Origin of the sequence: Brachyspira murdochii DSM 12563, assembly GCF_000092845.1 — a bacterium.
In the GTDB taxonomy this organism is placed as follows: Bacteria; Spirochaetota; Brachyspiria; order Brachyspirales; family Brachyspiraceae; genus Brachyspira; species Brachyspira murdochii.
Genome location: NC_014150.1, coordinates 284257 through 308801 on the forward strand (window position 1 = coordinate 284257; position 24545 = coordinate 308801).

Genomic DNA, 24545 nt, shown 5'->3' on the forward strand with positions numbered 1-24545 from the left:
CACCTGCCTTTTTATAAAGTTATTAGCGGCGAAGGGACTTGAACCCCTGACACTGCGGATATGAGCCGCATGCTCTAACCACCTGAGCCACGCCGCCAAAAAAATAATAAGCCTATATTTTCGGCTATTAGCGGGGGCAGGACTTGAACCTACGGCCTTTGGGTTATGAGCCCAACGAGCTACCAACTGCTCCACCCCGCGGTATTTAATAAATATTGAAACTAATATACACTTTTTTTAAAAAATGTCAAGTATTTTATATAAACTTATTTAAAAACTCTTCAGGTTTTAACGCTTCTCCAGACTCAAACAAGTTTATTATGTATTTATTGATGAATATTTTTTCTTTTTTTAATTTGCTCTCAATAAATAAACCTTCGCTTTTTAATCTAGATAATAATCTTGCAGCTTTATCTCTTTTCCAATCAAACATATTCATTAAATCTATTATCCTAATATAAGGTGTTATAAATATCATGTAAAATACACTAGAATCAGCTAATTTCTTGAAATTTTTATTTTGCAAAAGTTTATCTCTTAATACTTTTAAATTACTATGCACAAAACTTATAGTATCAACAGCATACAAACATATACCGCGTAAAAACTGCAAATACTTTATTATAGACTCTTTATTAGAACTTTCATTCATACTCATTTCAAAAAACTGATAAGGATAGAGTATTGGCTTATCTAATAATTTTAATTTGTATGAATAAATATTAAAAACAACTCTGCATATTATAAAACAGCTCTGATAATCTTTAACATACTCATAAGATATTTTTTGATAAACAAGCAATTTTAATAAGGGATCTAAATCTATATTGTCTACATAAGATATTTCTTCATCATAGCTTCTATCAATTTTAATTTCTCTCTCTTCAAGTCTGCTTACTATCTTTGAAAAAACTTCTGAATTATAATCACTTTGTATAAAATCTTTTAATATCGAAAACTCTTTATACTTGGAATGATATTCTTCCAATATGCTATATGATATCATCGCTATATCTTTAAACTCACAATTATTTGAAGGATTTAATATTAATGATAATATACTTAAAAGATACTCCGAATTTTTTAAAGATATACAAGACATTCTAAAATCATAATAAGAATGCCAAGTTTTAGACAATTCTTTGAGCACATTTACATCATCAAACATCTCTATATTAAATTTATTATTCATATGCGTATATTAACACAATAATGCTTATATATCAATACATATTTTTATAGAACTTATATACTGCTGAGTTTTTTTATTGCCTTTTCTATAGCTTCCATTTTAGCCTCATATTTATTAATATCTTCTATTCTGTTTATACCATCACATGCCTGCCACAATGAAATTAGAGCAACATAATCTTCTGCTTTATCATCTATATTATAATTATCAAAATGATATGTTATGCCAGAGAGAACACATTCAAAATCTGTAATAACAGCATCATACATCTTTTCAGCTCTTTCAAAATCTTCTATTTCCTCAAAACATAAAGCGGTCTTTATCATGTCAGGACCAACTAAACCTCTGTAATTAGCCATAACATTGCAGGTAATATAACTTTTATAATACATCACTTCTGCCCTAGACCTAGCATCTCCTGCTATCTCTGAAAAATCGGAAAGAACATCTAATATAGATCTGTATATAGAGGAGGTTATAACTATACTTACTCTATTAATGGATGCCGTATTTTTAAAACTCGATACTATATTATGAGATATTTTTGAAATAAGTTCATATATTCTTTTTACTAATATATTAAGCTCTTCTCTATACCCTCCGAAATAAAAAGCATATATAAATCTTACAAAGTCGCCGTATAATAATGCATTATTTGCTGTTAAATTAAAATCTATATTATCTATGCCGTTTATATCTTTATTATCAATTAAATTTTTTATAACTTTAATAACACTTCCGTCATCTTCATAATGAAGTTTTGAATTTTCTGAGGTAAATAATTCCAAAGCATTTAATTTTCTTTTTCCGTTAAACTCTCTTATATAAGAATTCAATGTAGATTTTGCCAAAAAAGTATTTCCTACGGATAACGGCTTTAATATATCAGAATATTCTCCGTTAAATAACTCATTTACTAAATGTTTTATCTCTTTGCTGTCCATACAAAAATAACCTCATAAATATATCATATATATATTATACAATATATTAATAAATAATAATATAGTAAATAACAACAAAATAAAATATTCAAGTAAGTTATATTGTAACTATGTGAAATTATAAAAATAAAATTTTAATGTTATTATGATAATAAACGCAAAATTTAAAATTACCATTTACAAAAAATAAATATTTTGCTAATTTCTGCTAAATAACATATAGATAAATAATTATAATTGCTCAAAAACAAAAACATATTTTATTTTTAATATCTGGAGCTTTCACAGTCATGCCAGTGCAAAATTCTTTTACCAAAAGTTATGCATGCCGCTAATCAGTATACGTCTGAAGTAAGTACCGTAGGTATGGAAGAAACTTTGGCAAAGCCGCAATAAAAAATCTGATAATTTCATACAAAGTACATCAGTTGAGAAAATAAAATTGTTCTAGTATATAAATTTTTGTGAATAAAGAAGAAAAATAAAAATTAACAGTCTAAAAAATTTTCAATAATTTTAAATAATAAAGATAATAACTATTTTATAAATGCAATACAAAAAACATTTATAAATTAATTAAGTTAATTTATAAATTCTAATCGTTTAGTGCATAAAACACTTTACTGTGTATAACTGTACATAAATAAAAAATTAAACAGATTTAATAATAAAATTACATTCCAAACAATCCAAGTATAGAAACAAGTATATAATCAGTTATAAGTATAATCATAAAACTATAAACAACACTTGTAGTAGTAGCCTTACCTACACCTTCAGCTCCTCCTGAAGTTCTAAATCCGTAGAAACATGATATAATTATCACTTCAGCACCAAATATTGTAGACTTAATCAAACTGCCAATAAAATCCCCTACACTTATAACAGCAATAGCCCTATCAAAATAATGCATAGGATCACTATGCAAAACAAATACTGTTACTATCGCCCCACCAACAACACCTATAATATTAGCCGAAACTGTAAGCATAGGAAGAGATATAACAGCAGCCCAAAAACGAGGTACAGCTACATATTCTATAGGATTAGTGTATAAAGTTTTTAAAGCATCTAACTGCTCACTTACCTGCATAGTACCTATTTCAGCAGTAACAGAACTCCCTACCCTTCCTGCAAATATCAAAGCAAGAAGCATAGGCGATAATTCCTTAACCATAGCCTTACCAACCATAGAGCCTACAAACTGAGAAATACCTTTCAATACACTGTCAAGTACTACCGCTATCTGTAAAGACATAACCATACCAGTACAAAGCACCGTAACAGCAGCAACAACAAATGAATCAACCCCCATTCTTATTATCTGCTCTTTTAAAAGTTTAAAAGAGAAAGAAGATCTAAAAGTATATCTGAACACCTCTATAATAAGAAAAGCAAATTCACCCAAAGTTGCAAGAAAATAGTTTATTTTATTTTTAACACCTTTTCGTAATTCTATTTTTACATCAAATAATTCCATAATAAAATTACCCCTATAATATTATGCATCATTGTTATTATTATATATATTCTCAAATCTAGTTTGGTCAGCTATAAAATGAAGCGGTATTCCATCATGTATAGCACCATTTCTATGTTTTGCAAGTATTACTTCAACCTGATTAGTTTTGTCATCTATAACTTCATCATCTTTTTCTTCTTTATTAGGCTTTTGTCTATGAAGAAACATAACGATGTCAGCGTCCTGCTCTATAGAACCAGATTCCCTAAGGTCTGAAAGTCTAGGCTTGTCCTGTCTTTGTTCAACAGCCCTAGATAACTGAGCTAAAGATATAACAGGTACATTAAGCTCCTTAGCCAACGCTTTAAGCCCCCTTGAAATATCTGCTATTTCCTGTTCTCTTGTACCGTTTCTTCTAGTCTGAACTCCAGAATGTATAAGCTGAAGATAATCTACAACTATCAATTTTAAATCAATTTCTTTTCCAGAAGTTTTACTCATCTCGGCAAATCTGTACTTCATCTGCCTAGCTATACCGCGTATTTCCATTATAGTTAATTGACTGGAATCATCTATTAAAAGATTAGCCTGGGATAAGCTATTAAAAGTCTGTCCGAGTTTAGTCCATTCCTGCTTTTCCAAATCCCCAGACCTTATTCTTGATAAACTAATTCTAGCCTTACTAGCTATTAACCTTTCTACAAGCTGCATTCGGCTCATCTCAAGAGAGAAAAAACCTATACCAAAACCTGTAGTTTCTATATTAGTAATAACATGTTCTACGATATTAAGTGCAAAACTTGTTTTACCTACAGAAGGTCTTGCCGCTAATATAATCAAATCAGAAGGCTGAAAACCATGAGTAATCTTATCAAGTGATATAAAACCAGAAGGAACTCCAGTTACAGTACCTTTATGCTTTTTTCTGCTTTCTATAGTAGTTAAAGCCTCGTAAAGCAGTTCCCGTATATGAATAAAATCATTACTTAATCTTCTTTGAGTAACCTCAAATATTTTTTTCTCAGCAAAGTCCGCTATTTCTTTAGTTTCTGCATCTTTAGCCTCATAAGCTGATTTTTGTATATCCTGAGCTGCTGTTATTAAATCTCTAAGTAATGATTTTTCAGCGATAATTTCAGCATAATATTTGGCATTCTGATGAAATGGCGTACCATCTATTATACGCATCAAATACGCTTCATCATTTTGAATAATCTTTTCAAATAAGCCATTTTCTTTAAGGTATCTTAAAGTGGTCTCAGCATTAACCGCTATACCCCTATTATTCATCTCTATGATACTTTCATAAAGAAGCCTGTTTCTTTCACTGTAGAAATCGGTAGATTTTATTTTGGATAAAGCTGCTGATATAGCCTGAGAGTTTTGAAGCATCGCCCCCAATAGAGACTCTTCAGCCTCTATTGAGCAGGGTGTATTATTCATAAATATTATGCCTATTAATTGATACTAAGCCTTAATATCAAGCTTGTACTGTTTCAGAAGTATTATTGTTTTCTTCTTTTATTTCCTCTGTTACTTCTACAACTTCATTATTATCTATATTAACAACTTTAATTTTGATAACAGCATTAACACTATGATATAATTTTATTTCAACATCAAACTCGCCAAGTTCTTTAATATGTTTTTCCATATGAACATCGCGTTTATTTATATCAATTTCTTTTTCTTTTAAAGCATCAACTATAGTCTGCTGACTAACAGAACCGTATAATTTACCATTTTCAGCAACTTTCATAGGTATAACTACGCTTATATCAACAATTTTACCTTTTAATATTTCAGCTTCCATTTTTCTTTTAGCTCTTTTTTTCTCCAAACTTTTCTGCATTTGAGCTAAAGTTCTTAAATTAGCTGCATTTTTTATTACAGCTATATTTCTTGGAATAAGGTAATTTCTTGCATAGCCGTCTTTTACTTTACATATATCACCTTCATAACCTAATGATATAAAATCTTTTTTTAAGATAACTTCCATTTGCCTTCTCCTTGATATCGCTATTAAATAATATAATAAATTTCTAGTTTACAATTTACATATTATATCATATTACATATATTATAGCAAGTACCTTATATACAAATACTTATATATAGTATGTTGATTTTTTTTATTATTATGTTATAATATTAGAGTATTCTAACATAAGGAGTTAATTTAATATGAAATATTCTATAGTTTATACTAGTAAAAGCGGTAATACAGAAAAATTAGCATTAGCTATAAAAGAATCTGCTAACGGAGAATGTCTTCAATGCGTAAAAGCTGATGCAGCAGATGCTAATAAAATTGCTGAATCTGACTTAGTATTTGTAGGTGCTGGAAGTTATAAAGGTACTTGCGATGAGGCTGCTGGTAAGTTTATGCAGACTTTAAAAAACAAAAAAGTATTTTTATTTATGACTGTAGGCTACGGTAATAATCAGGAATATTATGATAAAATGCTTAATCCTGCAAAAACTTTCTTAGATTCTTCTAATACATTGGCAGGTACTTATGCTTGCCAAGGTCAATGGATAGATGGTCAGAAGAAAAATTTAGAAAATATGCTTGAAAAAGCTGCAACTGATGATGAGAAAAAAGTTGTTCAATCTAAATTAGCTAATTATGATAATGCTATGGGACACCCTAATGCTGATGATTTAAACAAATTGAAAGAAGCTATTAAAACTCTATAAATATTTACCCATCAAATTAACCCTCTATAAAAAAAATATTAATTCTATTATAGAGGGCTTTTTATATTTTTATACAAATTAAATTCTATTCAAATCTATAGGAAGCTCCAAAACTCTTACAGTATTTTCTAAAGCTTTCCTCATAATATCTTCGCTTTTTTCACCGCTTGCCTCAGCCAATACTTCAACTGTATATGGTATAAATGATGGTTCATTTGCCCTACCCCTTACTTTTTGCGGAGTTAAATACGGAGCATCTGTTTCTATTGTAAACATATCCTTTGGCACATACTTAAAGGCTTCTCTTATAAAATCATTTTTTATATATGTAGATGAACCTGAAAAAGAAAGTATATATCCCAAATCCAAAGCATTTTTAGCATCTTCAACATTGCCGCTGAAACAATGAAATATTCCTCTTTTTGGTATATCAGCTTCTCTAAGAATTTTAAAAGTATCTTTAAATGCATTTCTGCTATGTATCAATATAGGAAGATCCGTATTTTTAGCAGCCTCGCATAAAGCCAAAAAAAATTCACGCTGCTCATTTTTATTTGAATCATCATGGTAATAGTCAAGTCCTATTTCACCTACAGCATATATTGACTTATTCTTATTTTTTAATGTCTTTTTATTTAAATTTTTTATTTTCAATTCAAAAGCCTTTAATGTATCCTCATCATTTTCATTGGCATAGTCTGGATAATACCCCATACTAAAAAATACCCCCTCAGCATCAGAAAGTATAAACATACGTTCGTCTATATCATTAGGGTGAACTCCTATATCTACAAAATAAAATATACCCGCCTTATTAGCTCTCTCTAAAACCTCTTCCAGTTCTTTACTCTTCTTTGATATGTATGTAAGATGGCAATGACTGTCTATCATTATGTTACTCCAATTATTATTTATTCTTCCAAATTATCGCCTGAAAGTATATGAAAATGCACATGAAATACGCTTTGTCCTGCACCTTTTCCGCAATTATTTATAACTCTGAAAGATTCTAATTTCTGTTCTTTAGAAACTTCCTTTATAGTTTCTAAAACTTTATTCATCAAAAACTCATCTGTTTCCAATATATTTTGTACATGAGGCTTTGGTACAACAAGCAAATGTACTTTAGCTTTCGGGTTTAAATCTGCAAATACAACACAGTATTCATTTTCTTTTATAAAATTTGAAGGAATATCTCCTTTAATTATTTTACAGAATATACAGTCTTTATCAAAATATTTATCATCATTATAATTACTCATAAAAAAACTCCTATAGAAATATTATAAAATCGTTTAATAATATATAATAAAATAAAAAATTAATCTATATATTATTATACTCTATTTAATAAAAATAAGCTAATTAAAAATTGAAATTAATCTCATTATATATATAATATACAAATCAAAAAAATTATATTTATTTAAGGTTATAAAAATGATAGAAAATATCCCACCAGCATTACTTGCATTATTCGGCGGAACTATAACATTTACTTTTACAGCATTAGGCTCAGCACTTGTATTTTTCTTTTCAAAAGAAATCAAACATAAAGTATTTGCTTCTATGTACGGATTTGCGGCAGGAGTTATGATGGCTGCAAGTTTTTGGTCGTTGCTTGCACCTTCTATAGAGTTATCAAAAAATACTAATCTGCCAAATTGGGTTATACCCGCTTTCGGATTTTTATTCGGAGCATTTTTTATATGGGTACTAGATAAAATACTTCCTCATATGCATATAGTAAATGGAAACGAACAAAAAGAAGGAACAAACACAAAACTTTCAAAAAATATACTTTTATTTCTAGCCGTAACTTTGCATAATATACCAGAAGGTTTGGCAGTGGGAATAACATTCGGAGCTTTCTCTATAGGAAATGCTGATGTAACTTTTAATGCTGCTTTGGTATTAGCATTGGCAATAGGTTTGCAGAACTTTCCAGAGGGTGCTGCCGTATCACTTCCTCTTAAAACAAATGGAGTATCAAATATAAAATCTTTCTTATTTGGTGCAATATCTGGAATAGTAGAGCCTATTGCTGCTGTTATAGGTGCTTTAGCTGTTACTAAACTTACGCTTATACTTCCTATAGCATTATCTTTTTCTGCTGGTGCTATGATATATGTTGTTGTAGAAGAACTTGTACCTGAAGCTGTAGCTGAAGAACATAATCATTTTGGGGTATTTGGTTTTATAATTGGTTTTGCTGTGATGATGGTTCTTGATGTGGCTTTAGGATAAAATTTTATAAGGATTGTTTAATGATAATAGTATTATATATAATGCTATCTGTAATAATTATAACGGCAGTAACTTTAATAATTACAGCAAATCACTTTGTAAACAAACTTCTTATAAAAACTAATAAAAAACTTTTTGAAAGAAAAGAAAAAACAAAAGAAGAAGATGAAGAAAAAAAATTAATAAAAGAAAAAAGAAAGATATGGTTTGAAGAAAATCAAAAAGATATATACACAGTTTCAAGTGATAATTTAAAACTTCATGCTCATTTAATAAATAATAATAGTAATGTATATGTTATAATAGTTCACCCATATGAAGGCAGAGGATCTTATATGAAATATTTTATAGAAAAATTTTATAATATGGGATTTAATGTACTTGCTATAGATTTAAGAAGTCATGGTGAAAGCGAAGGCAATATATATTCATTAGGATATTTAGAGAGGCTTGATGTATTAGCTTGGATTAAGTATATCAATAATAATTATAATAATGCTAAAATTATTCTATACGGAATTTCAATGGGAGCAAATGCTGTTATGATGTGCAGCGGTGAAAATTTAAATGAAGATTCAAATAAAGATTTAAATAATATAAAAGCAATTATAGAGGATGCAGGGTTTACAAATGCATACGAGCAGTTAAAAGAAAGACTTGACATAGCAAATAAATTTTCTTTTCTTCCTATAGTAGAATTAACTTCTCTAATGGCAAAAATAAGACTTAGGTTTTCATTTAATGATATTAATGTCGAAAAAAGTGTATCAAAATCAAAAGTGCCTATACTCTTTATACATGGTGATAAAGATGAGTTGGTTAATTGCAATATGCTACACAAACTTTATAATTCATGCTCATCAGAAAAAGAAAAGCTCATAATTAAAGACGGAGGGCATATATCAGCAGTAATGAAAGATGAAAGTTTATACTGGAATACTATTAATAATTTTATAAATAAATATATTTAATTAATAGTTTTAATGTACATTAAATAGCTTTATTATAACTCTTCTATTTCCTTTATACTAAGCCCTGTAATATCGCTTATCAGTGCTATATCTATATTTTTATTTTTCATATTTTTGGCAGTTAATATTTGATTTTCTTTTATTCCTTTCTCTATACCTTTCTCTATTCCTTTTTTAAAACCTTCTTCAATACCTAATCTTCTTTCTTCTTCCAACATTATCTGATTACCATATAAATAAGCCTCTCTTTTATCGTACTCATTCATCATAAGTCTGTCTTTTATAAAATTATTATATCTTTTCTGTACCTCTTCCATTATAGGTTTTTCTTTAACTAATTCTGACATAATTACCTCCCTATTATCTTTTTCTTTAATAGTAAAAAATTTAAGCCAGCAGTCTAAATCTTTATCTAATAAATTGTCTTTAAATTTCTTTATCTCAATTATATGTATCTGTAAATGATCTGTAAGCAGTCTTTTACTCTTAGTATCATAAATCATATAGCAGGAATGTATACAGTCATTATTATCTAAATTAAAATTAAGTAGATTGATACTAATAACTGGAGTTAGAGCATCATACTTTTCACCCTGCTTTAAAAGTTTGCTGTAATTGGAAGCCCAATAATATAATATGCGTTCTGGAAATCTTGAATTGCCTTGAAGCTGAATCTCTATTATAACAACTGTTCCATTTTGTGTAATGCATTTAACGTCAAGGCGTCTGCGACATCTGTCCACCTTGCGTGCCACCTTTGGTGCAATACTTTCTTTATCATCATAATTTTCTTTATAGTTAAGGCGACTGCCCGCCTTTGGCGACGGTGTCAAAATCTCTACACTTCTAAAAGTTTTCATATTAGCGTCAAGCATTGTAGAATTAATAAAATCAAGTAATATAAAATTACTATCTTTAGATGAGAATAAATATCTCACAAAATAATCATTTAATACATTAATATCTCTCATGATATTATTATACTAAAATTAATTATAAATGTAAAGCAGTATAATTTTTATAAATAGAAGTCTATTATTTTTTTGTTTTAAAAGCGTACTTATGAAAATAAATACAAGTAGGAATTATACCTATAGCCCAACCAACAGGATTAGCAAACCATATACCCACATATCCAAAAGGTATAGATAAAAATACAGAGCCCCCTACTTTAATAATAAGTTCAGCTATTCCAGACATTAAAGGAATAAAAGCATTTCCTATAGCCCTTATAGAATTATTATATAAAAGTATTATAGCCAAAAACGGATAAAATAGTGATGATATCCTCAAATAGCCTCTGCATATATCTTTTATTGTATCTATATACTTATCATTTTTTGATATAAAAAGTTCTATTAAATTGTCTCCAAACAAAAATATAATAACAGCTGCTAATATACTTAAAGAGAGAGACAGTATTATTATACTTTTAAAACCTTCTCTAATTCTATCAAATTTGCAGGCTCCGAAATTTTGTGCTACATAAACAGCAAAAGCCTCTGATATGACAAAATAAGCCATAGAGGCAAACTGACTTATTCTGTTTCCAGTAGTATATGATGCCACAACATTAGTACCAAAAGTATTAACTACTCCGCTTATAATCATCTCCCCAATAGATAAAAATACAGCCTGAATACTCATAGAAAAACCTATTTTTATTATCATAAATAAATTATCAAAATCAAACACTCTGTCATCTTTATTTAATTTCAGCATAGGAAATTTTTTTATAATATAGAGTACACTTAAAAAAGCAGAAATTATCTGAGATATTACTGTAGCTATAGCGACCCCGGCAACATTCATATTTAATAAAGCAACAAATACCAAATCTAATATAATATTTATAATGGTTGTAAGTATAAGAAAATATAAAGGCGTTTTGCTATCGCCTAAAGCTCTTAATATACTTGCAGCCCCATTATAAATAAGCTGCCCAAATGATAAGCCAATACATATTTGCAAATAGAGTACTGAATTATTTATAATATCATCAGGAGTTTTTAATAATACCATAAGAGGTCTTGAAAAAAATACACCTAATATTAATAATATGATAGAACTGAATAATGTAACATATATAGAGTTTAAAAAAGTTCTTTTAAGCATAGTTTCATTTTTAGCCCCAAAGAACTGCCCCATTACTATAGAAAATGCATTTGTAAATCCTATAGCAAATGATAAAAAGAAAAACATAGTTGAAGTAGTAGCACCAATAGCGGCCAAAGCCCTAGAACCTACAAACTTACCTATTATAATAGTATCAGCAACTCCATAAAACTGCTGAAATATTCCTCCTACAAGCATAGGTATAGAGAAATATATTATAGTTTTGAATGGACTTCCAACAGTCATGTCTTTTGTCATAATAAAACTCTAAAAAAATATAGAGAATATTATATATTATTAACAAAAAATAAAAATAGATTATTATTATAAAAAATAAAAATTATCTTCTTCTCTTAACAAAAAACTTCATAACTTCAGTAACATAATCGCTTGAAGTATCTAAAACTATTTTTTCTATAGAATTTTTTTTAAGGAAATTAAGCCTATCTTCCATAATGTTGTTTTGTTCATTAAAATACTCTTCTCTTATTCGTTTATTAGACATATCAAAGTAAACATAATCTTCATTTTCCAAATCGGATAATACTAAAGTGCCTCCCAAATTAGGAAGATTATATTCCAAATCATCATTAACCAAGCATACAATAAAATCATGACGTTTTCTTGTAATATCTATTTCTTTTTTTGGTAAATCAGCACAAGCATCTGTTACTAAAAATGTTATGCTGTCTCTTTTTTGTATTCGGTTAAAATATTCTAAGGCACTTGCTATATTTGTATTTGCACTTTTAGGTTCAAACTCTATAAGTTCTCTTATTATTCTAAGTACATGATTTCTGCCTTTATTCAAAGGAATAAATTTTTCTACTGTGTCGGTAAATATTAAAAGACCAACTTTATCATTATTTTTCAAAGCTGAAAAACCAAGCAAGGCACTAAGCTCTACAATCAGATTATGCTTTGTCTTTGTAAATCCAAAATCAGTAGAAGCAGAAAAATCAGCAAGTATTATAACACTTAATTCTCTCTCTTCTCTGAAACGTTTAATAAAAGGCTCATTATATCTCGCACTCACCTTCCAATCCATAGTCCTAACATCATCGCCTACAGTATATTTTCTCACCTCATCAAACTCTATACCATGTCCCTTAAAAGCAGAATGATACTGCCCTGCAAAATATGAGTTAACTATTTTTGAAGTTTTTATCTCTATTTGTCTTACTGACTTTAACAGTTCAGAAGTTGTCATATTATTATTTGTAAACATATATAACCTATTTATTAAATATTTTTTATTGACTAATATTATATTATTAGTCAATAAAAAACAATACTATGAGTTTTATAAAGCATTATCATTTTGTAATAAAAATACATAAAAAACTACTTAGCTCCATTAGCCTTTAAAAAATCAACCATCTCTTCCTGTTCTTTTTCTTGAGCCATTATCAAAGCAGTTTTTCCATTATTTGCTTTATGATTAATATCCGCACCAGCATCAAGCAAAACCTGAGCCATTTCAATATTTCCTTTTATAGCAGCCCCCATTAATGGAGTGTATCCCTCTTTAGTAGAAAAATCTATATCAGCACCAGCATCAATAAGTGCCTCTACAATAAATATATGATCCTCTATTGCAGAAACTATTAAAGGATTATAGCCTACATTATCAGCTCTGTTAATATCGGCATTAGCTTTTATAAGCTCTTTTACCACATCACTATGTCCGTCTATACATGCAGCCAATATTGGAGTAGTTCCGTCATCAGCATATATATTTACATCAGCATTATTTTTTATTAGTTCTCTAACAGCATCTATCTTTCCAAATCTGGAAGCATATATCAAGGCACTGCCGCCATTAGAGCCTTTTTCATTTATATTAGCCCCAGCTTTAATTAACTCTATTACTATTGATGCATCGCCTATGATAGAGCCCATCATCAAAGCAGTATCTCCGAAATTATTTTTTTGATTAACATCACAGCCTAATTTTATTAACTCTTTTACAATGGAAGAATAACCGCTGTCAGAAGCTACCATAAGCGGAGTGCTGCCGTTAATATCTTTTATATTTATATCCGCCTTAGCATCAACAAGCATTCTAAATACAGATAAATCTCCTTTTACACAAGCCCACATCAAAGCAGTCCAACCGTCTTTATTCTTAAGATTCAAATCTGCACCGCTTGATATAAGTTCTCTTACAGTACTGTTATTTCCTTCAAGAACTGCTGCCATTATTGGCGTATTTCCAAAACTGTTTCCCATATTAATATCAGCTCCGTTTGATAAAAGTTCTTTAACTATTTTTTCATATCCTAAAAGTGATGCCCATATTAAAGGAGTATTACCTTCAGTATCTTTTATATTAATATCAGCTCCATCTTCTATTAGTTTCTTTAAGTTATTAATATCATTGTTGGCAACAGCTTTTATTATTGGTATATTAACAGGAGGCTCCTGCTCCTCTTGAGAATACAAAATATTTAAAGATAAAATAAAAATTATAAATATAAGCCTTCTTAACATAATTCATTCCAAAATAAGATATATCTCATTATAACATACATGAAATATTATTATAATCATCGAATATACAATTTTTTTATTTTTTATATAAAAATTACATATTGACAATAATACGTATACGTATTATATTTAAGTATAAATTTTATTAGCAGGAGGTAAAAATTAATGAGGCTATTACAAAAAACTTGTTTAATTTTCTTAATATTGCTTTTTTCACTATCTGCAGCCGAAAAAACACCAATGGATTATCTAAATGACAATACTCCTCTAAAGCCTGCAAAAGTATTTGATAATGTATACTGCATAGGCTCTGTAAGTGTTGTTGCTTGGGTAATAAATACTTCTGACGGTCTTATACTTATAGATTCTATGTGGGACGACAGAGATGCGAAACTTATAGAAGAAGGCATTAAAGGCTTTGGATTAGACCCTAAAAACTTAAAATACATAATACTAAGTCATGGTCATGGAGATCATTATGGCGGAGCTAAATATTTAAGAGAAAAATACGGTGCTAAAGTTGTATTAACAAAAACAGATGAAGATCTAATGTACAATTTAAACACCGGAGCCAATTCTCCTAGATCCCCAAAAACTAAAGTTGATATATACTCAAAAGATAAAGATATAATAACTTTGGGGGACATTAGTATAACTATATTAGAAACACCGGGGCATACTGCCGGATGTACTTCTTTTATATTTCCTGTAAAATTCAGAGGAAAAGAATATACTGCCGTACTTTGGGGAGGAACTGGGCTTCCAAAAGAAAAAGAATTAATATCAGAATATAAAAAATCAGCAGAATATTTCAAAAAAGAAGCTCTGTCAAGAGATGCAAGAGTTTCTCTAACTGCACATTTATTTGCTGATAACGGATATGCCAATTTAGAAAAAGTAGGAAATTTAAAAAGCGGTGAAGAAAATCCATTTATTATGTCAAAAGAAAATATGGAAAAATATTTAAACTCGTTAATAGAAAGAGCTAAACAATAATTAATAACATTAGTTATTAACAAAAAATAAATTATATGCTATCATAGTAAAATATGATAGCATTTTTTATATAAGGAGCATAATATTAATAATATAGGATACGATGTTTGTTATACTGCAAGAAAAATATATCAGTATATAGGCAGACAAATAATTGATTTTGATATTACACCCGAACAGCTAATAGTATTAAAAGAACTTGCTAAAGAAGAAGGAATATCTCAAAAAGAACTCTCAATAAGATTAGATAAAGATCAAAACACAGTCAAAGCTATGATAGATAAATTAGAAGCGAAATCTTTTATAGAAAGAAGAGAAAATAAACTAGATAAAAGAGCTTTTTCACTATTTCTTACACAAAAAGCAAAAAAAGAACTTCCAATCATAGAAAACTATGAGAGTAAAGTATTAGAAACAATAGTAAAAGAACTAAGTACAGAAGATACTGATAAATTTATAAAAATATTAGAAAGAATCAGAAGCAATATATCAAACGTATAAAGGCAAAAGATAAATGATTTATCCCTTGCCTATAATATTACTGCTGAAACAGTACAGCTTTAAAGTTTCTTCCTATATTTTCTGCAACCTCATAATATTTATTGGCTGCCTTTTCTTCAAAAACTTCGTTTAAACATTCTTTAAACAAATCAAGCCAAGTATCAAATAATTTAATATCAAAAGGAAGCAAATTAATATGCGGCTGAACCGGATTTCCCATATAAAGTCTTTTATTTAGAAGCATAGTTTTCCAAAATTTAGCTATTTTTTCTTTATGTCTTTCCCAAGATTCATCATCTATACCAACAGCACCGTTAAATATAGGTCCCAAGTCTTTATGAACTCTTATTCTTGCATAGAATATGTCCATTAATTTTTCTATTCCTTCATCATTTATTTCAGTATATTTCATAATAAATTGTCCTAATAATTTTATTTTTCCTTTCAATTATATAAAAAGTAATAAAAAAATACAATTATACTTTCCAATTTTTTTATACTTTTTTAACCTTAATCAATAATATAAAATTTTTTTAATAACTAAATTCAAAAAAATACGGGGAACAACTAGTTCCCCGCATTAATTCTTAACATAAATAAACAAAAATACTATTTAATTATTTTTTAGAATAATCATAAAAACCTTTACCAGTTTTTTGACCAAGTAATCCTCCGCGAACCATTTTTCTAAGCAAAGCACTAGGTCTGTATTTAGGATCTCCTGTTTCTTTTTGAAGAACTTCCATAATAGCAAGTACTATATCAAGACCGATTAAATCTCCTAAAGCAAGAGGACCCATTGGGTGATTAGCACCTAATTTCATAGCATTGTCAATACCTTCAGCAGAAGCAATACCCATAGAATATAATTCAATACCTTCATTAATCATAGGAACAAGTATGCGGTTAACAACAAAACCAGCAGTTTCATTAACTTCTACTGGAGTTTTACCTATTTCTTCAGATATTTTGATAACTTTTTCAACAACATCTCTAGGAGTATTAAGACCGGAAATAACTTCAACCAATTTCATAACAGGAGCAGGATTGAAGAAGTGCATACCAACAATTGGTCTTCCAATACCAGCACCTATTTCAGTAATAGAAAGAGATGAAGTATTAGAAGAGAATATACAATCTGGTTTACAAATTTCATGTAATTCTTTGAAAGTTGTTTTTTTAACTTCTAAATTTTCAAAAGCAGCTTCAACTATTAAATCTGCATCTTTACAAATATCTTTAAGACCAGTAGTAATTTTAGCTAAAATCTTATCAGCATCAGCCTGCTGCATTTTACCTTTAGCTACTCTTCCAGCAAAACTTTTAGCAATTCTATCTTTACCGCCTGCAGCAAATTCCTCTTTTATATCGCATAAATAAACTTCATAACCTTCTGTTTGAGCAAAAGCTTGTGCTATACCAGAACCCATAGCACCAGCACCAATTACACCTACTTTCATTTTTTAACTCCTTAATTTTAAAAATTATTATTTTTTTATAGATGACAAATATAAATTTATTTAAAAATGTATTATGTCATTATTATATATTAATTTGCAAATTAAACTATTATTTATTAACAAATTTTTCTACTTTTCTTTTTTCTAAGAAAGCCTTCATACCTTCTTTTTGGTCTTCTGTTTCAAAACAGCTTCCAAACAATTTTTCTTCTATAACAATAGCTTTATCCATATCAACTTGTAAGCCTTCATTAATAGCTTTTTTACTATTTCTTACAGCTATAGGAGCAGCAGCAGCTATTGAAGAAGCTAATTTTTCTGCAGCTGCCATAAGTTCAGCTTGAGGATAAACAGCATTAACAAGTCCTATTCTTAAAGCCTCATCAGCTTTTATATTTTTAGCAGAATAAATCATTTGTTTAGCCATTCCAACACCTACTATTCTAGCAAGTCTTTGAGTACCGCCGAAACCCGGAGTAATACCAAGACCAACTTCTGGCTGACCGAATAAAGCATTATCAGAACATATACGAATATCACAGCTCATAGCTATTTCGCATCCGCCGCCCAAAGCAAAACCATTGACAGCAGCTATTACTGGTATAGGGAATGTTTCAATTTTTCTAAATATATCATTACCTTTTTTACCAAAAGCCTCACCTTCCGCCTTAGTAGATGTACTCATTTGAGATATATCAGCACCTGCTACAAATGATTTCTCACCTGCTCCAGTTAATATTAAACATCTTATATTATTAAGATCAACACTGTCAAAAGTCTTTTCTATTTCATCTAACACTTGAGAGTTTAAGGCATTAAGAGCTTTTTCTCTGCTGATAGTAATAATACCAATCATACCTTTCTCTTCATATTTAACGAATTCCATTAATTTCTCCTTTTATTGCTAGTGATAAACTCGCCTACAAATAGCTTATAACTTACTTCGTCAGTTATAAGCTGCTCGTTTATCACATTATATTGCTAGTGATAAACTCGCCTACAAATAGCTTATAACTTCCTTCGTCAGTTACAAGCTGATCGTTTATCACATTATATTGCTAGTGATAAACTCGCCTACAAATAGCTTATAACTTCCTTTGTCAGTTATAAGCTGCTCGTTTATCACATGTATTGCTAGTGATAAACTCGCCTACAAATAGCTTATAACTTCCTTCGTCAGTTACAAGCTGATCGTTTATCACATGTATTGCTAGTGATAAACTCGCCTACAAATAGCTTATAACTTCCTTCGTCAGTTACAAGCTGATCGTTTATCACATGTATTGCTAGTGATAAACTAACATATGAATACTTTATCAGTTATAATTACTTATTTATCACTTTAAAATTACTACTACTGAATAATTTTTTATCAGCAATAATAAAATAATTTTTCATATAGCCATGTCTTAAAATATAAAACACGACTATATGAAATCTAATAACCTTAATTTGATAAGGCTATCTCATTAAAAAAATCAAACCCATAACACTTAATTTTATAAAAAATAACCAAATATCATTATTCTCTTTCTACAATAGTAGCACAGCCCATACCGCCGCCGATACAAAGAGTAGCAAGTCCTCTTTTAGCATTTTTAGCTTCCATTTCATGAAGTAATGTAACTAAAATTCTGCAGCCTGAAGCACCTACTGGGTGTCCTAGAGCTATAGCTCCTCCGTTAGGGTTAAGCTGTTTTTCAACATCAATGCCCAATTCTTTACCAACAGCAACTGACTGAGCAGCAAAAGCTTCGTTAGATTCAATAATATCGAAGTCTTTAATAGTTAAACCTGTTTTAGCCATTAATTTTTTAGTAGCAGCAACTGGTCCGATACCCATAATTCTAGGTTCAACACCGCCTAAACCGCCTGCAATCCAAGTAGCCATAGGTTTAATACCTAATTCTTTAGCTTTTTCTTCGCTCATTACTACCACAGCAGCAGCTCCGTCATTAATACTAGAAGCATTACCTGCTGTTACTCTTCCGCCGTCTGGTTTAAAAGCTGGTTTTAATTTAGCTAAAGTTTCTACTGTAGTACCAGGTCTAGGACCTTCGTCTTTATCTACAACTACTTCGCCTTTTTTAGTTTTTACTGTTACTGGAACTATTTCTTTTTTGAAAGCACCAGATTCTTGAGCTTTAACTGCTTTTTGCTGAGAATTAGCAGCAAATGCATCTAATTCTTCTCTTGTAAGTTTCCAATCATCACAGATATTTTCTGCTGTTATACCCATATGATAGTTATTGAATGCATCCCAAAGAGCATCATTAACCATAGTATCAATAATAGTGTCATTACCCATTCTGTATCCGTAACGTGCTTTTTTAAGTGCATAAGGAGCTAATGACATATTTTCTGTACCGCCTGCTACTACTATATCAGCATTTCCTGCAGCTATCATATTAGCAGCAACATTAACTGCATCAAGTCCAGAACCGCAAACTACATTAAGGGTCATAGCTGGTACTTCCACTGGCAAGCCTGCTTTTATAGAACATTGACGAGCAACATTCTGACCTTGTGAAGCCTGTATAACACAACCCATATATACCATATCAACTTGATTTGGAGCTATTTTAGCTCTATTTAAAGCTTCTTTTATTACTATTGCACCAAGTTCAGCTGCTGGAACTGTACTTAAAGCTCCGCCCATACTTCCTATTGCTGTACGGCAGGCACTAGCTATTACTATTTTTCTAGACATAATTTTAATCTCCAAAGAATTATTAATTTTTATGCATTTCTATTTATAATATTAATGCGTTGCTTTTAGTATAATACATTTTTTTATCAATTTCAATTAAATATTACAAATTTTTATTATACCTAACTATAGTATATTATCTGCTTGTAAATTTACTATAAAAATTATATAATTGATATAATATACTGCTTAAAAATAAACCGAATAATAAATATAATATATACATTAAACAACAAAAAAAGATATAATAATTTGTTACCAGTTACATTAAACTGTAAATGATAAACAAATAATAAACATTATTTTTATATATTGAAAAATACATATATAAAAATATTATTTCTTTTATTTTATTTTATGATAAAATATAAAAACTATGAATAAAAATATTATGAAACTGCCTCAGTCTGTAGCTAACCGTATAGCTGCCGGAGAAGTTATAGAAAGACCTGCTTCTATGCTTAAAGAACTGCTTGAAAATGCTGTTGACTCTGGAGCTTCGGATATAGAAGTATCTGTTGAAGAAGCCGGAATAAAATCAATGATTGTAGAAGATAACGGAGATGGAATACATTTTGACGAGCTTCCTCTTGCTGTTACTCATCATGCCACAAGTAAAATACATTCTATAGAAGATTTAGACTCCATATATACATTAGGTTTTAGGGGAGAGGCTTTAGCTTCTATATCTGATGTTACAAATTTAGAAATTGTTTCAAAAAGCAGAGATGAAAATAATGGCGGTAAAATAATTATTGAAGGCGGTAAAATAATAGAGCATAAACCTGCTGCAGCCTCACAGGGTACAAAAGTTATAGCTAAAAATTTGTTTTTTAATATACCTGCAAGATATAAGTTTTTAAAGCATATTTCAAGAGAATTTTTTCTCGTTAAAGAAGTTTTTGATATGGAGGCATTGGTTCAGCCTCAAATCTCTATGAAGCTTAAAAATAATGGAAAAGTAGTAAGTTCATATATAAAAGCTGATACATTAAAAGACAGAATCGAAAATTATTTATCCGACAGCAATATATTTAGAAACTTAATAGAAATTGAAATAGAAAAAAATGACGTGTTAATTTACGGACTATTTTCAAACTCGAAAATAAGCCAGTCTATAAGAAAAAATAATTTTATATTCTTAAATAACAGACCTATAGAAAACAGGGTTCTATCATATGCTATAAAAAATGCCTACTCTAATGCCATACCTAAAGAGCGTTATCCTTTCTTCTTCTTATACATTAATATCGACAGCAGCAAAATAGATGTTAATGTTCACCCAAGCAAAAAAGAAGTAAGAATAAAAAACGAAAGAGAAATTTCGGGAATGCTATATAATGCTATATCAAATAATATAAATAATGCAGGAAATAATTTTGATTCTGTTAATATAGAAGTCGATATTGATAAAGATATCACACCTACTTTTCCTATACAAAATAATAATTTTTATAATAATACAGACAGTGCCAATAATTCAAAAAATAATAATGTTATAAATAATATAAACCAAACATCTCAAAACTATTCAAATAAAAATAATTTAGGAAATTATACATTTGATAATACATACCCAAAAACAATTAATAACAATAAAACAAATTATGAAAATAAAGAATTTGGAGAGTATACAAGAGCCATAGGACAGGTATTCTCATCATACATAGTAGCTGAACGCGGCAGTGAAATGTATATAATAGATCAGCATGCCGCTTATGAAAGGCTTAATTATGAAAGAATATATAAAACTCTTATATCAAAAAAAATAGAATACGAAAAACTGCTTATACCATGCGAAATAGAATACAAAGATTATGAAATAGATATTTTAAACTCTTCAAAAAAATCAATAGAAGAGATAGGAATAAAATTTGAAGTTAATTCAAAACACAGCATTATAATAGAAGATATACCAATTTATATACCAAGAAATCAAAAAATAGAAAAAATAATAAAAGATATTTTAGACATATATATAAACAAAGGAGACAATAATAATTTAGAGAAAATAATAAAACATACCTGCTCTACTATATCATGCAAATATTCTCCAAAAGCCGGAGATAAACTTTCAAACAGTGATATGCAGACATTGCTTGATTTGCTTGAAGAAGAAAATATACTTACAAACTGCCCTCATGGAAGACCTTTTGTATTAAGACTTTCAAAAGAGTATTTGGACAAAAAATTTTTTAGATAAAGTAATTCTTACTAGTATATAATTACTGATAAGATATGATAAAAAATTGTTCGATAATTCTTTATAACTTTTATAAAAAAATAAAACTCACAATTTTTCTATTTATTTTATATTTCTATAATAATATTAATATACATATTTTTTAATATTTTATTTGATATACAGATATATACACTAATATATAACTATATAATTGCATATACATGAAGAGCCGCAAATTTTTTAATCTATGCAAAATATATCTAAAAAACCTCATATATTTAAGAACTATATTACTAATATATACACATATAAAATACAGACTGATATATAAAATAAATTTCGGAATCTTAAATATCAAACAATTAATCAATAGAATAAAAAAGAAAACTTAAAAAATTATTTTTAAATAGTTTTGAAATAACTATAATAAATATTATTTTTCTTTTTTATTTTCAGGTTTTGTAATTTCTGTAATTTTTACTTCTCTTACTTTTTCGCCTGCTGTTTTCTTTAATGTGAGTTTTTCTCTGTCTTTTTCAGCTATATAGTAGTTATTTCTTAATTTTAATATTATATCTTTAGCTCCATTTATACCATCATTTTTTTTATAAGCACTTACAATAATTTGTATTAGAGATATAGTAGAAGGAAGACCTATATAAATAACAGCAGCTGCTGCAGATGGGATAGTTGCTATAGAAGAAGCTATTAATGCTTTGTCTTTTCCTAGTTTTTTTGATGATATTATAGCAGTAGCTGCAACTAATACGCCTCCTATAAGGACGCCCCAAGCAATTTTTCCAGTATTTTTTATATTTGATATTTTTTTGCCTAGTTTATACTCTGCATAAATAACATCATCATCATTCAATAAAGCATCAACTAATTCTTCTTCGTTCATACATATTTTATAAGAAACTTTTTTCATAATTGCACTTTACCCCATTTATTATTTTTTATATAATAAATTTATTATAGATAAAAGTCAATTATTACAGTAATAATTTTTATAAATTAGGACTTCATAAAATGAAGCCCTAATTTATATAAATTAACAAGTCTTATCAATAGATACTTTTTTAGGTATTTCTGTAGGATAACTTCCGCTAAAACAGCCTATACAGTAATTTTTGTTTCCTAAAGCCTCAAGCATATCTTCTATTGTGAGATATTCCAAAGTATCAGCATTAATCTCTTTTCTAATCTCTTCCACAGAAAGTTTGGCACCTATAAGTTCTTTCTTTGAAGATATATCAACACCATAGTAGCAAGGACTTTTTATAACAGGAGAAGCCGATCTAAAATGAACTTCTTTAGCACCAGCACGCCTTACAATATCTATTAATATCCTGCTTGTAGTACCTCTTACTAATGAATCATCTATAAGTATAACTCTTTTTCCGTCTATCAAATGCTTTAAAGGATTAAACTTTAGTTTAACAGTTTCTTCTCTTGTGGACTGCTCCGGCATAATAAATGTTCTTCCTATATATCTGTTTTTAACCAAACCTATACTGTAAGGTATGCCACTTTCCTGAGAAAAACCTAAAGCAGCTATAGTACCAGAGTCCTGAACTCCTATAACTATATCAGCATCAACCTTATTCTGTCTTGCAAGAAGCACACCTGTCTGAAATCTCACATTATATACATTAATGCCATCTATATTACTTTCAGGACGTGCAAAATATATATGTTCAAAAGCACAAGGACAATGTTTTACATCTTCTTTAGCATACTTGAAAGATTTTACGCCTTCATCATCTATTATTACCATCTCCCCTGCTTCAATATCTCTCACAAACTTTGAACCTACCGCATCTAAAGCACATGATTCTGAAGCTAAAAAATAATCTCCGTTTGCATTTGTACCCAGACATAAAGGTCTTATACCATAAGGATCTCTCACACCTATAAGTTTGCCGTCTACAACTATAACAAGAGCAAAAGCACCTTTTATAATATTAACGCTTTCTTTTATGCCTTCTATAAAATTGCTTACGGTTTTTCTTGCGATAAGTTTAATAATAACTTCTGTATCGGAAGTGGCATTAAATGTAGCTCCGCCCTCTTCAAGTTCATACCTCAATTCTTCAGCATTAGTTAAATTACCATTATGAGCTATAGCTATCTGACCAAGTCTAAAAAGATTTTCAATAGGCTGAGCATTTTCTATTTTGCTTGCTCCAGTAGTAGAATATCTTACATGACCTATTGCAATATTTCCTTCTGTATCTTTAGGAATATTGCTTGTAAACAAATCTGATACAAGACCCATAGCCTTATATGTAAATAAATGCCTATAGTTTGATATTGTAATACCAGCACTTTCCTGTCCTCTATGCTGTAATGAATAGAGGGCATAATTTAAGGTTTTTAATATATCTTTCTTAATATCTTTAGAATAAATACCAAAAACTCCGCATTCTTCTCTAGGCTTATCGTATGTTGTAATATTGTTCATATATTATTATAACCAACTTTATTTTTATTTTTGACCTATCAATATTATAATTAATTTCATTTTAACACAATACATTTATTAAAATTTATTATACAACTATAAATA

Annotated in this window: 23 protein-coding genes and 2 tRNA genes; 6 read left to right on the forward strand and 19 right to left on the reverse strand. The window is 29.1% G+C overall.

The annotated features are described in order from the left end of the window. Positions 1-23 precede the first annotated feature (23 nt). From BMUR_RS01050 to rplI, 7 genes are all read right to left on the reverse strand, one after another. A tRNA-Met gene (locus BMUR_RS01050) sits at positions 24-97 on the reverse strand. Positions 98-128: 31 nt separating this feature from the next. Continuing rightward, a tRNA-Met gene (locus tag BMUR_RS01055) sits at positions 129-201 on the reverse strand. Between the two features lie 55 nt (positions 202-256). Then, complete coding sequence (locus tag BMUR_RS01060) at positions 257-1192, reverse strand: hypothetical protein (protein WP_013112741.1); 936 nt, start codon at positions 1190-1192, stop codon at positions 257-259. Positions 1193-1245: 53 nt separating this feature from the next. Beyond that, positions 1246-2136: a hypothetical protein gene (locus BMUR_RS01065; RefSeq protein WP_013112742.1), complete on the reverse strand. Its 891-nt coding sequence runs from the start codon at positions 2134-2136 to the stop codon at positions 1246-1248. A gap of 673 nt (positions 2137-2809) precedes the next feature. Continuing rightward, a complete protein-coding gene (locus tag BMUR_RS01070) occupies positions 2810-3616 on the reverse strand; it encodes an MlaE family ABC transporter permease (protein WP_013112743.1) in 807 nt (268 codons plus the stop codon). 21 nt (positions 3617-3637) lie between these two features. Further along, the gene (gene dnaB / locus BMUR_RS01075; RefSeq protein ID WP_013112744.1) at positions 3638-5041 is read right to left on the reverse strand and encodes a replicative DNA helicase; all 1404 of its coding nucleotides are present in this window, start codon (positions 5039-5041) and stop codon (positions 3638-3640) included. A gap of 37 nt (positions 5042-5078) precedes the next feature. Further along, positions 5079-5597: a 50S ribosomal protein L9 gene (rplI, locus tag BMUR_RS01080; RefSeq protein ID WP_013112745.1), complete on the reverse strand. Its 519-nt coding sequence runs from the start codon at positions 5595-5597 to the stop codon at positions 5079-5081. A gap of 185 nt (positions 5598-5782) precedes the next feature. On the opposite strand from rplI, the gene BMUR_RS01085 reads away from it, so the two are divergent. Beyond that, positions 5783-6298, forward strand: coding sequence for a flavodoxin family protein (locus BMUR_RS01085; RefSeq protein ID WP_013112746.1), 516 nt, complete (start codon positions 5783-5785; stop codon positions 6296-6298). Between the two features lie 78 nt (positions 6299-6376). Here the strand turns inward: BMUR_RS01085 and BMUR_RS01090 are convergent, their stop codons facing one another. Both BMUR_RS01090 and BMUR_RS01095 read right to left on the reverse strand, forming a co-directional pair. Continuing rightward, positions 6377-7189, reverse strand: coding sequence for a TatD family hydrolase (locus tag BMUR_RS01090; protein WP_013112747.1), 813 nt, complete (start codon positions 7187-7189; stop codon positions 6377-6379). A gap of 20 nt (positions 7190-7209) precedes the next feature. Beyond that, positions 7210-7560 carry an HIT domain-containing protein gene (locus BMUR_RS01095; protein WP_013112748.1) on the reverse strand — a complete coding sequence of 117 codons (351 nt, stop codon included), beginning with the start codon at positions 7558-7560 and terminating at the stop codon, positions 7210-7212. A 178-nt stretch (positions 7561-7738) separates the two neighbouring features. Here BMUR_RS01095 and BMUR_RS01100 point away from each other — a divergent pair, with 178 nt between their 5' ends. After that, complete coding sequence (locus BMUR_RS01100; RefSeq protein ID WP_013112749.1) at positions 7739-8545, forward strand: ZIP family metal transporter; 807 nt, start codon at positions 7739-7741, stop codon at positions 8543-8545. A gap of 20 nt (positions 8546-8565) precedes the next feature. After that, entirely contained in the window at positions 8566-9516 is a 951-nt protein-coding gene (locus BMUR_RS01105; protein WP_013112750.1) for an alpha/beta hydrolase, read from the forward strand. A gap of 32 nt (positions 9517-9548) precedes the next feature. Here the strand turns inward: BMUR_RS01105 and BMUR_RS01110 are convergent, their stop codons facing one another. From BMUR_RS01110 to BMUR_RS01125, 4 genes are all read right to left on the reverse strand, one after another. Then, entirely contained in the window at positions 9549-10487 is a 939-nt protein-coding gene (locus tag BMUR_RS01110; RefSeq protein WP_013112751.1) for an Rpn family recombination-promoting nuclease/putative transposase, read from the reverse strand. Between the two features lie 64 nt (positions 10488-10551). After that, positions 10552-11889, reverse strand: a complete 1338-nt coding sequence (locus BMUR_RS01115; protein ID WP_013112752.1) for an MATE family efflux transporter — start codon at positions 11887-11889, stop codon at positions 10552-10554. A gap of 82 nt (positions 11890-11971) precedes the next feature. Beyond that, complete coding sequence (locus tag BMUR_RS01120; protein ID WP_013112753.1) at positions 11972-12859, reverse strand: DUF58 domain-containing protein; 888 nt, start codon at positions 12857-12859, stop codon at positions 11972-11974. 116 nt (positions 12860-12975) lie between these two features. Further along, the gene (locus BMUR_RS01125; protein WP_013112754.1) at positions 12976-14124 is read right to left on the reverse strand and encodes an ankyrin repeat domain-containing protein; all 1149 of its coding nucleotides are present in this window, start codon (positions 14122-14124) and stop codon (positions 12976-12978) included. A gap of 165 nt (positions 14125-14289) precedes the next feature. On the opposite strand from BMUR_RS01125, the gene BMUR_RS01130 reads away from it, so the two are divergent. Together BMUR_RS01130 and BMUR_RS14405 are read left to right on the forward strand one after the other, a co-directional pair. Further along, positions 14290-15120 carry an MBL fold metallo-hydrolase gene (locus tag BMUR_RS01130; protein ID WP_013112755.1) on the forward strand — a complete coding sequence of 277 codons (831 nt, stop codon included), beginning with the start codon at positions 14290-14292 and terminating at the stop codon, positions 15118-15120. 165 nt (positions 15121-15285) lie between these two features. Continuing rightward, positions 15286-15621: a MarR family winged helix-turn-helix transcriptional regulator gene (locus BMUR_RS14405; protein ID WP_280513017.1), complete on the forward strand. Its 336-nt coding sequence runs from the start codon at positions 15286-15288 to the stop codon at positions 15619-15621. A 37-nt stretch (positions 15622-15658) separates the two neighbouring features. On the opposite strand, the gene BMUR_RS01145 is transcribed toward BMUR_RS14405, so the two are convergent. From BMUR_RS01145 to BMUR_RS01160, 4 genes are all read right to left on the reverse strand, one after another. Next, complete coding sequence (locus BMUR_RS01145; RefSeq protein ID WP_013112756.1) at positions 15659-16033, reverse strand: group III truncated hemoglobin; 375 nt, start codon at positions 16031-16033, stop codon at positions 15659-15661. A 205-nt stretch (positions 16034-16238) separates the two neighbouring features. Continuing rightward, entirely contained in the window at positions 16239-17081 is an 843-nt protein-coding gene (locus BMUR_RS01150; protein WP_013112757.1) for a 3-hydroxyacyl-CoA dehydrogenase family protein, read from the reverse strand. Positions 17082-17190: 109 nt separating this feature from the next. Beyond that, complete coding sequence (locus BMUR_RS01155; protein ID WP_013112758.1) at positions 17191-17967, reverse strand: enoyl-CoA hydratase-related protein; 777 nt, start codon at positions 17965-17967, stop codon at positions 17191-17193. A 636-nt stretch (positions 17968-18603) separates the two neighbouring features. Beyond that, on the reverse strand, positions 18604-19791 hold the full coding sequence (locus BMUR_RS01160; RefSeq protein ID WP_013112759.1) for a thiolase family protein: 1188 nt from the start codon (positions 19789-19791) through the stop codon (positions 18604-18606). A 376-nt stretch (positions 19792-20167) separates the two neighbouring features. Here BMUR_RS01160 and mutL point away from each other — a divergent pair, with 376 nt between their 5' ends. After that, entirely contained in the window at positions 20168-21994 is a 1827-nt protein-coding gene (gene mutL, locus BMUR_RS01165; protein ID WP_013112760.1) for a DNA mismatch repair endonuclease MutL, read from the forward strand. A 415-nt stretch (positions 21995-22409) separates the two neighbouring features. On the opposite strand, the gene BMUR_RS01170 is transcribed toward mutL, so the two are convergent. Further along, entirely contained in the window at positions 22410-22904 is a 495-nt protein-coding gene (locus BMUR_RS01170) for a hypothetical protein (protein WP_013112761.1), read from the reverse strand. 123 nt (positions 22905-23027) lie between these two features. Then, positions 23028-24440 carry an amidophosphoribosyltransferase gene (purF, locus tag BMUR_RS01175; protein WP_013112762.1) on the reverse strand — a complete coding sequence of 471 codons (1413 nt, stop codon included), beginning with the start codon at positions 24438-24440 and terminating at the stop codon, positions 23028-23030. Positions 24441-24545: the final 105 nt, after the last annotated feature.

Excerpts from the sequence above, each read along its gene's own strand:
- dnaB (WP_013112744.1), bottom strand. The coding sequence starts at position 5,041 with ATGAATAATACACCCTGCTCAATAGAGGCTGAAGAGTCTCTATTGGGG.
- BMUR_RS01120 (WP_013112753.1), bottom strand. The coding sequence starts at position 12,859 with ATGTTTACAAATAATAATATGACAACTTCTGAACTGTTAAAGTCAGTA.
- BMUR_RS01150 (WP_013112757.1), bottom strand. The coding sequence starts at position 17,081 with ATGAAAGTAGGTGTAATTGGTGCTGGTGCTATGGGTTCTGGTATAGCA.
- BMUR_RS01155 (WP_013112758.1), bottom strand. The coding sequence starts at position 17,967 with ATGGAATTCGTTAAATATGAAGAGAAAGGTATGATTGGTATTATTACT.
- BMUR_RS01060 (WP_013112741.1), bottom strand. The coding sequence starts at position 1,192 with ATGAATAATAAATTTAATATAGAGATGTTTGATGATGTAAATGTGCTC.
- mutL (WP_013112760.1), top strand. The coding sequence starts at position 20,168 with ATGAATAAAAATATTATGAAACTGCCTCAGTCTGTAGCTAACCGTATA.
- BMUR_RS01090 (WP_013112747.1), bottom strand. The coding sequence starts at position 7,189 with ATGATAGACAGTCATTGCCATCTTACATACATATCAAAGAAGAGTAAA.
- BMUR_RS01085 (WP_013112746.1), top strand. The coding sequence starts at position 5,783 with ATGAAATATTCTATAGTTTATACTAGTAAAAGCGGTAATACAGAAAAA.
- BMUR_RS01145 (WP_013112756.1), bottom strand. The coding sequence starts at position 16,033 with ATGAAATATACTGAAATAAATGATGAAGGAATAGAAAAATTAATGGAC.
- BMUR_RS01170 (WP_013112761.1), bottom strand. The coding sequence starts at position 22,904 with ATGAAAAAAGTTTCTTATAAAATATGTATGAACGAAGAAGAATTAGTT.
- BMUR_RS01110 (WP_013112751.1), bottom strand. The coding sequence starts at position 10,487 with ATGAGAGATATTAATGTATTAAATGATTATTTTGTGAGATATTTATTC.
- BMUR_RS01105 (WP_013112750.1), top strand. The coding sequence starts at position 8,566 with ATGATAATAGTATTATATATAATGCTATCTGTAATAATTATAACGGCA.
- BMUR_RS01065 (WP_013112742.1), bottom strand. The coding sequence starts at position 2,136 with ATGGACAGCAAAGAGATAAAACATTTAGTAAATGAGTTATTTAACGGA.
- BMUR_RS01125 (WP_013112754.1), bottom strand. The coding sequence starts at position 14,124 with ATGTTAAGAAGGCTTATATTTATAATTTTTATTTTATCTTTAAATATT.
- BMUR_RS01160 (WP_013112759.1), bottom strand. The coding sequence starts at position 19,791 with ATGTCTAGAAAAATAGTAATAGCTAGTGCCTGCCGTACAGCAATAGGA.
- BMUR_RS01130 (WP_013112755.1), top strand. The coding sequence starts at position 14,290 with ATGAGGCTATTACAAAAAACTTGTTTAATTTTCTTAATATTGCTTTTT.
- BMUR_RS01095 (WP_013112748.1), bottom strand. The coding sequence starts at position 7,560 with ATGAGTAATTATAATGATGATAAATATTTTGATAAAGACTGTATATTC.
- BMUR_RS01115 (WP_013112752.1), bottom strand. The coding sequence starts at position 11,889 with ATGACAAAAGACATGACTGTTGGAAGTCCATTCAAAACTATAATATAT.
- BMUR_RS01100 (WP_013112749.1), top strand. The coding sequence starts at position 7,739 with ATGATAGAAAATATCCCACCAGCATTACTTGCATTATTCGGCGGAACT.
- BMUR_RS01070 (WP_013112743.1), bottom strand. The coding sequence starts at position 3,616 with ATGGAATTATTTGATGTAAAAATAGAATTACGAAAAGGTGTTAAAAAT.
- purF (WP_013112762.1), bottom strand. The coding sequence starts at position 24,440 with ATGAACAATATTACAACATACGATAAGCCTAGAGAAGAATGCGGAGTT.
- rplI (WP_013112745.1), bottom strand. The coding sequence starts at position 5,597 with ATGGAAGTTATCTTAAAAAAAGATTTTATATCATTAGGTTATGAAGGT.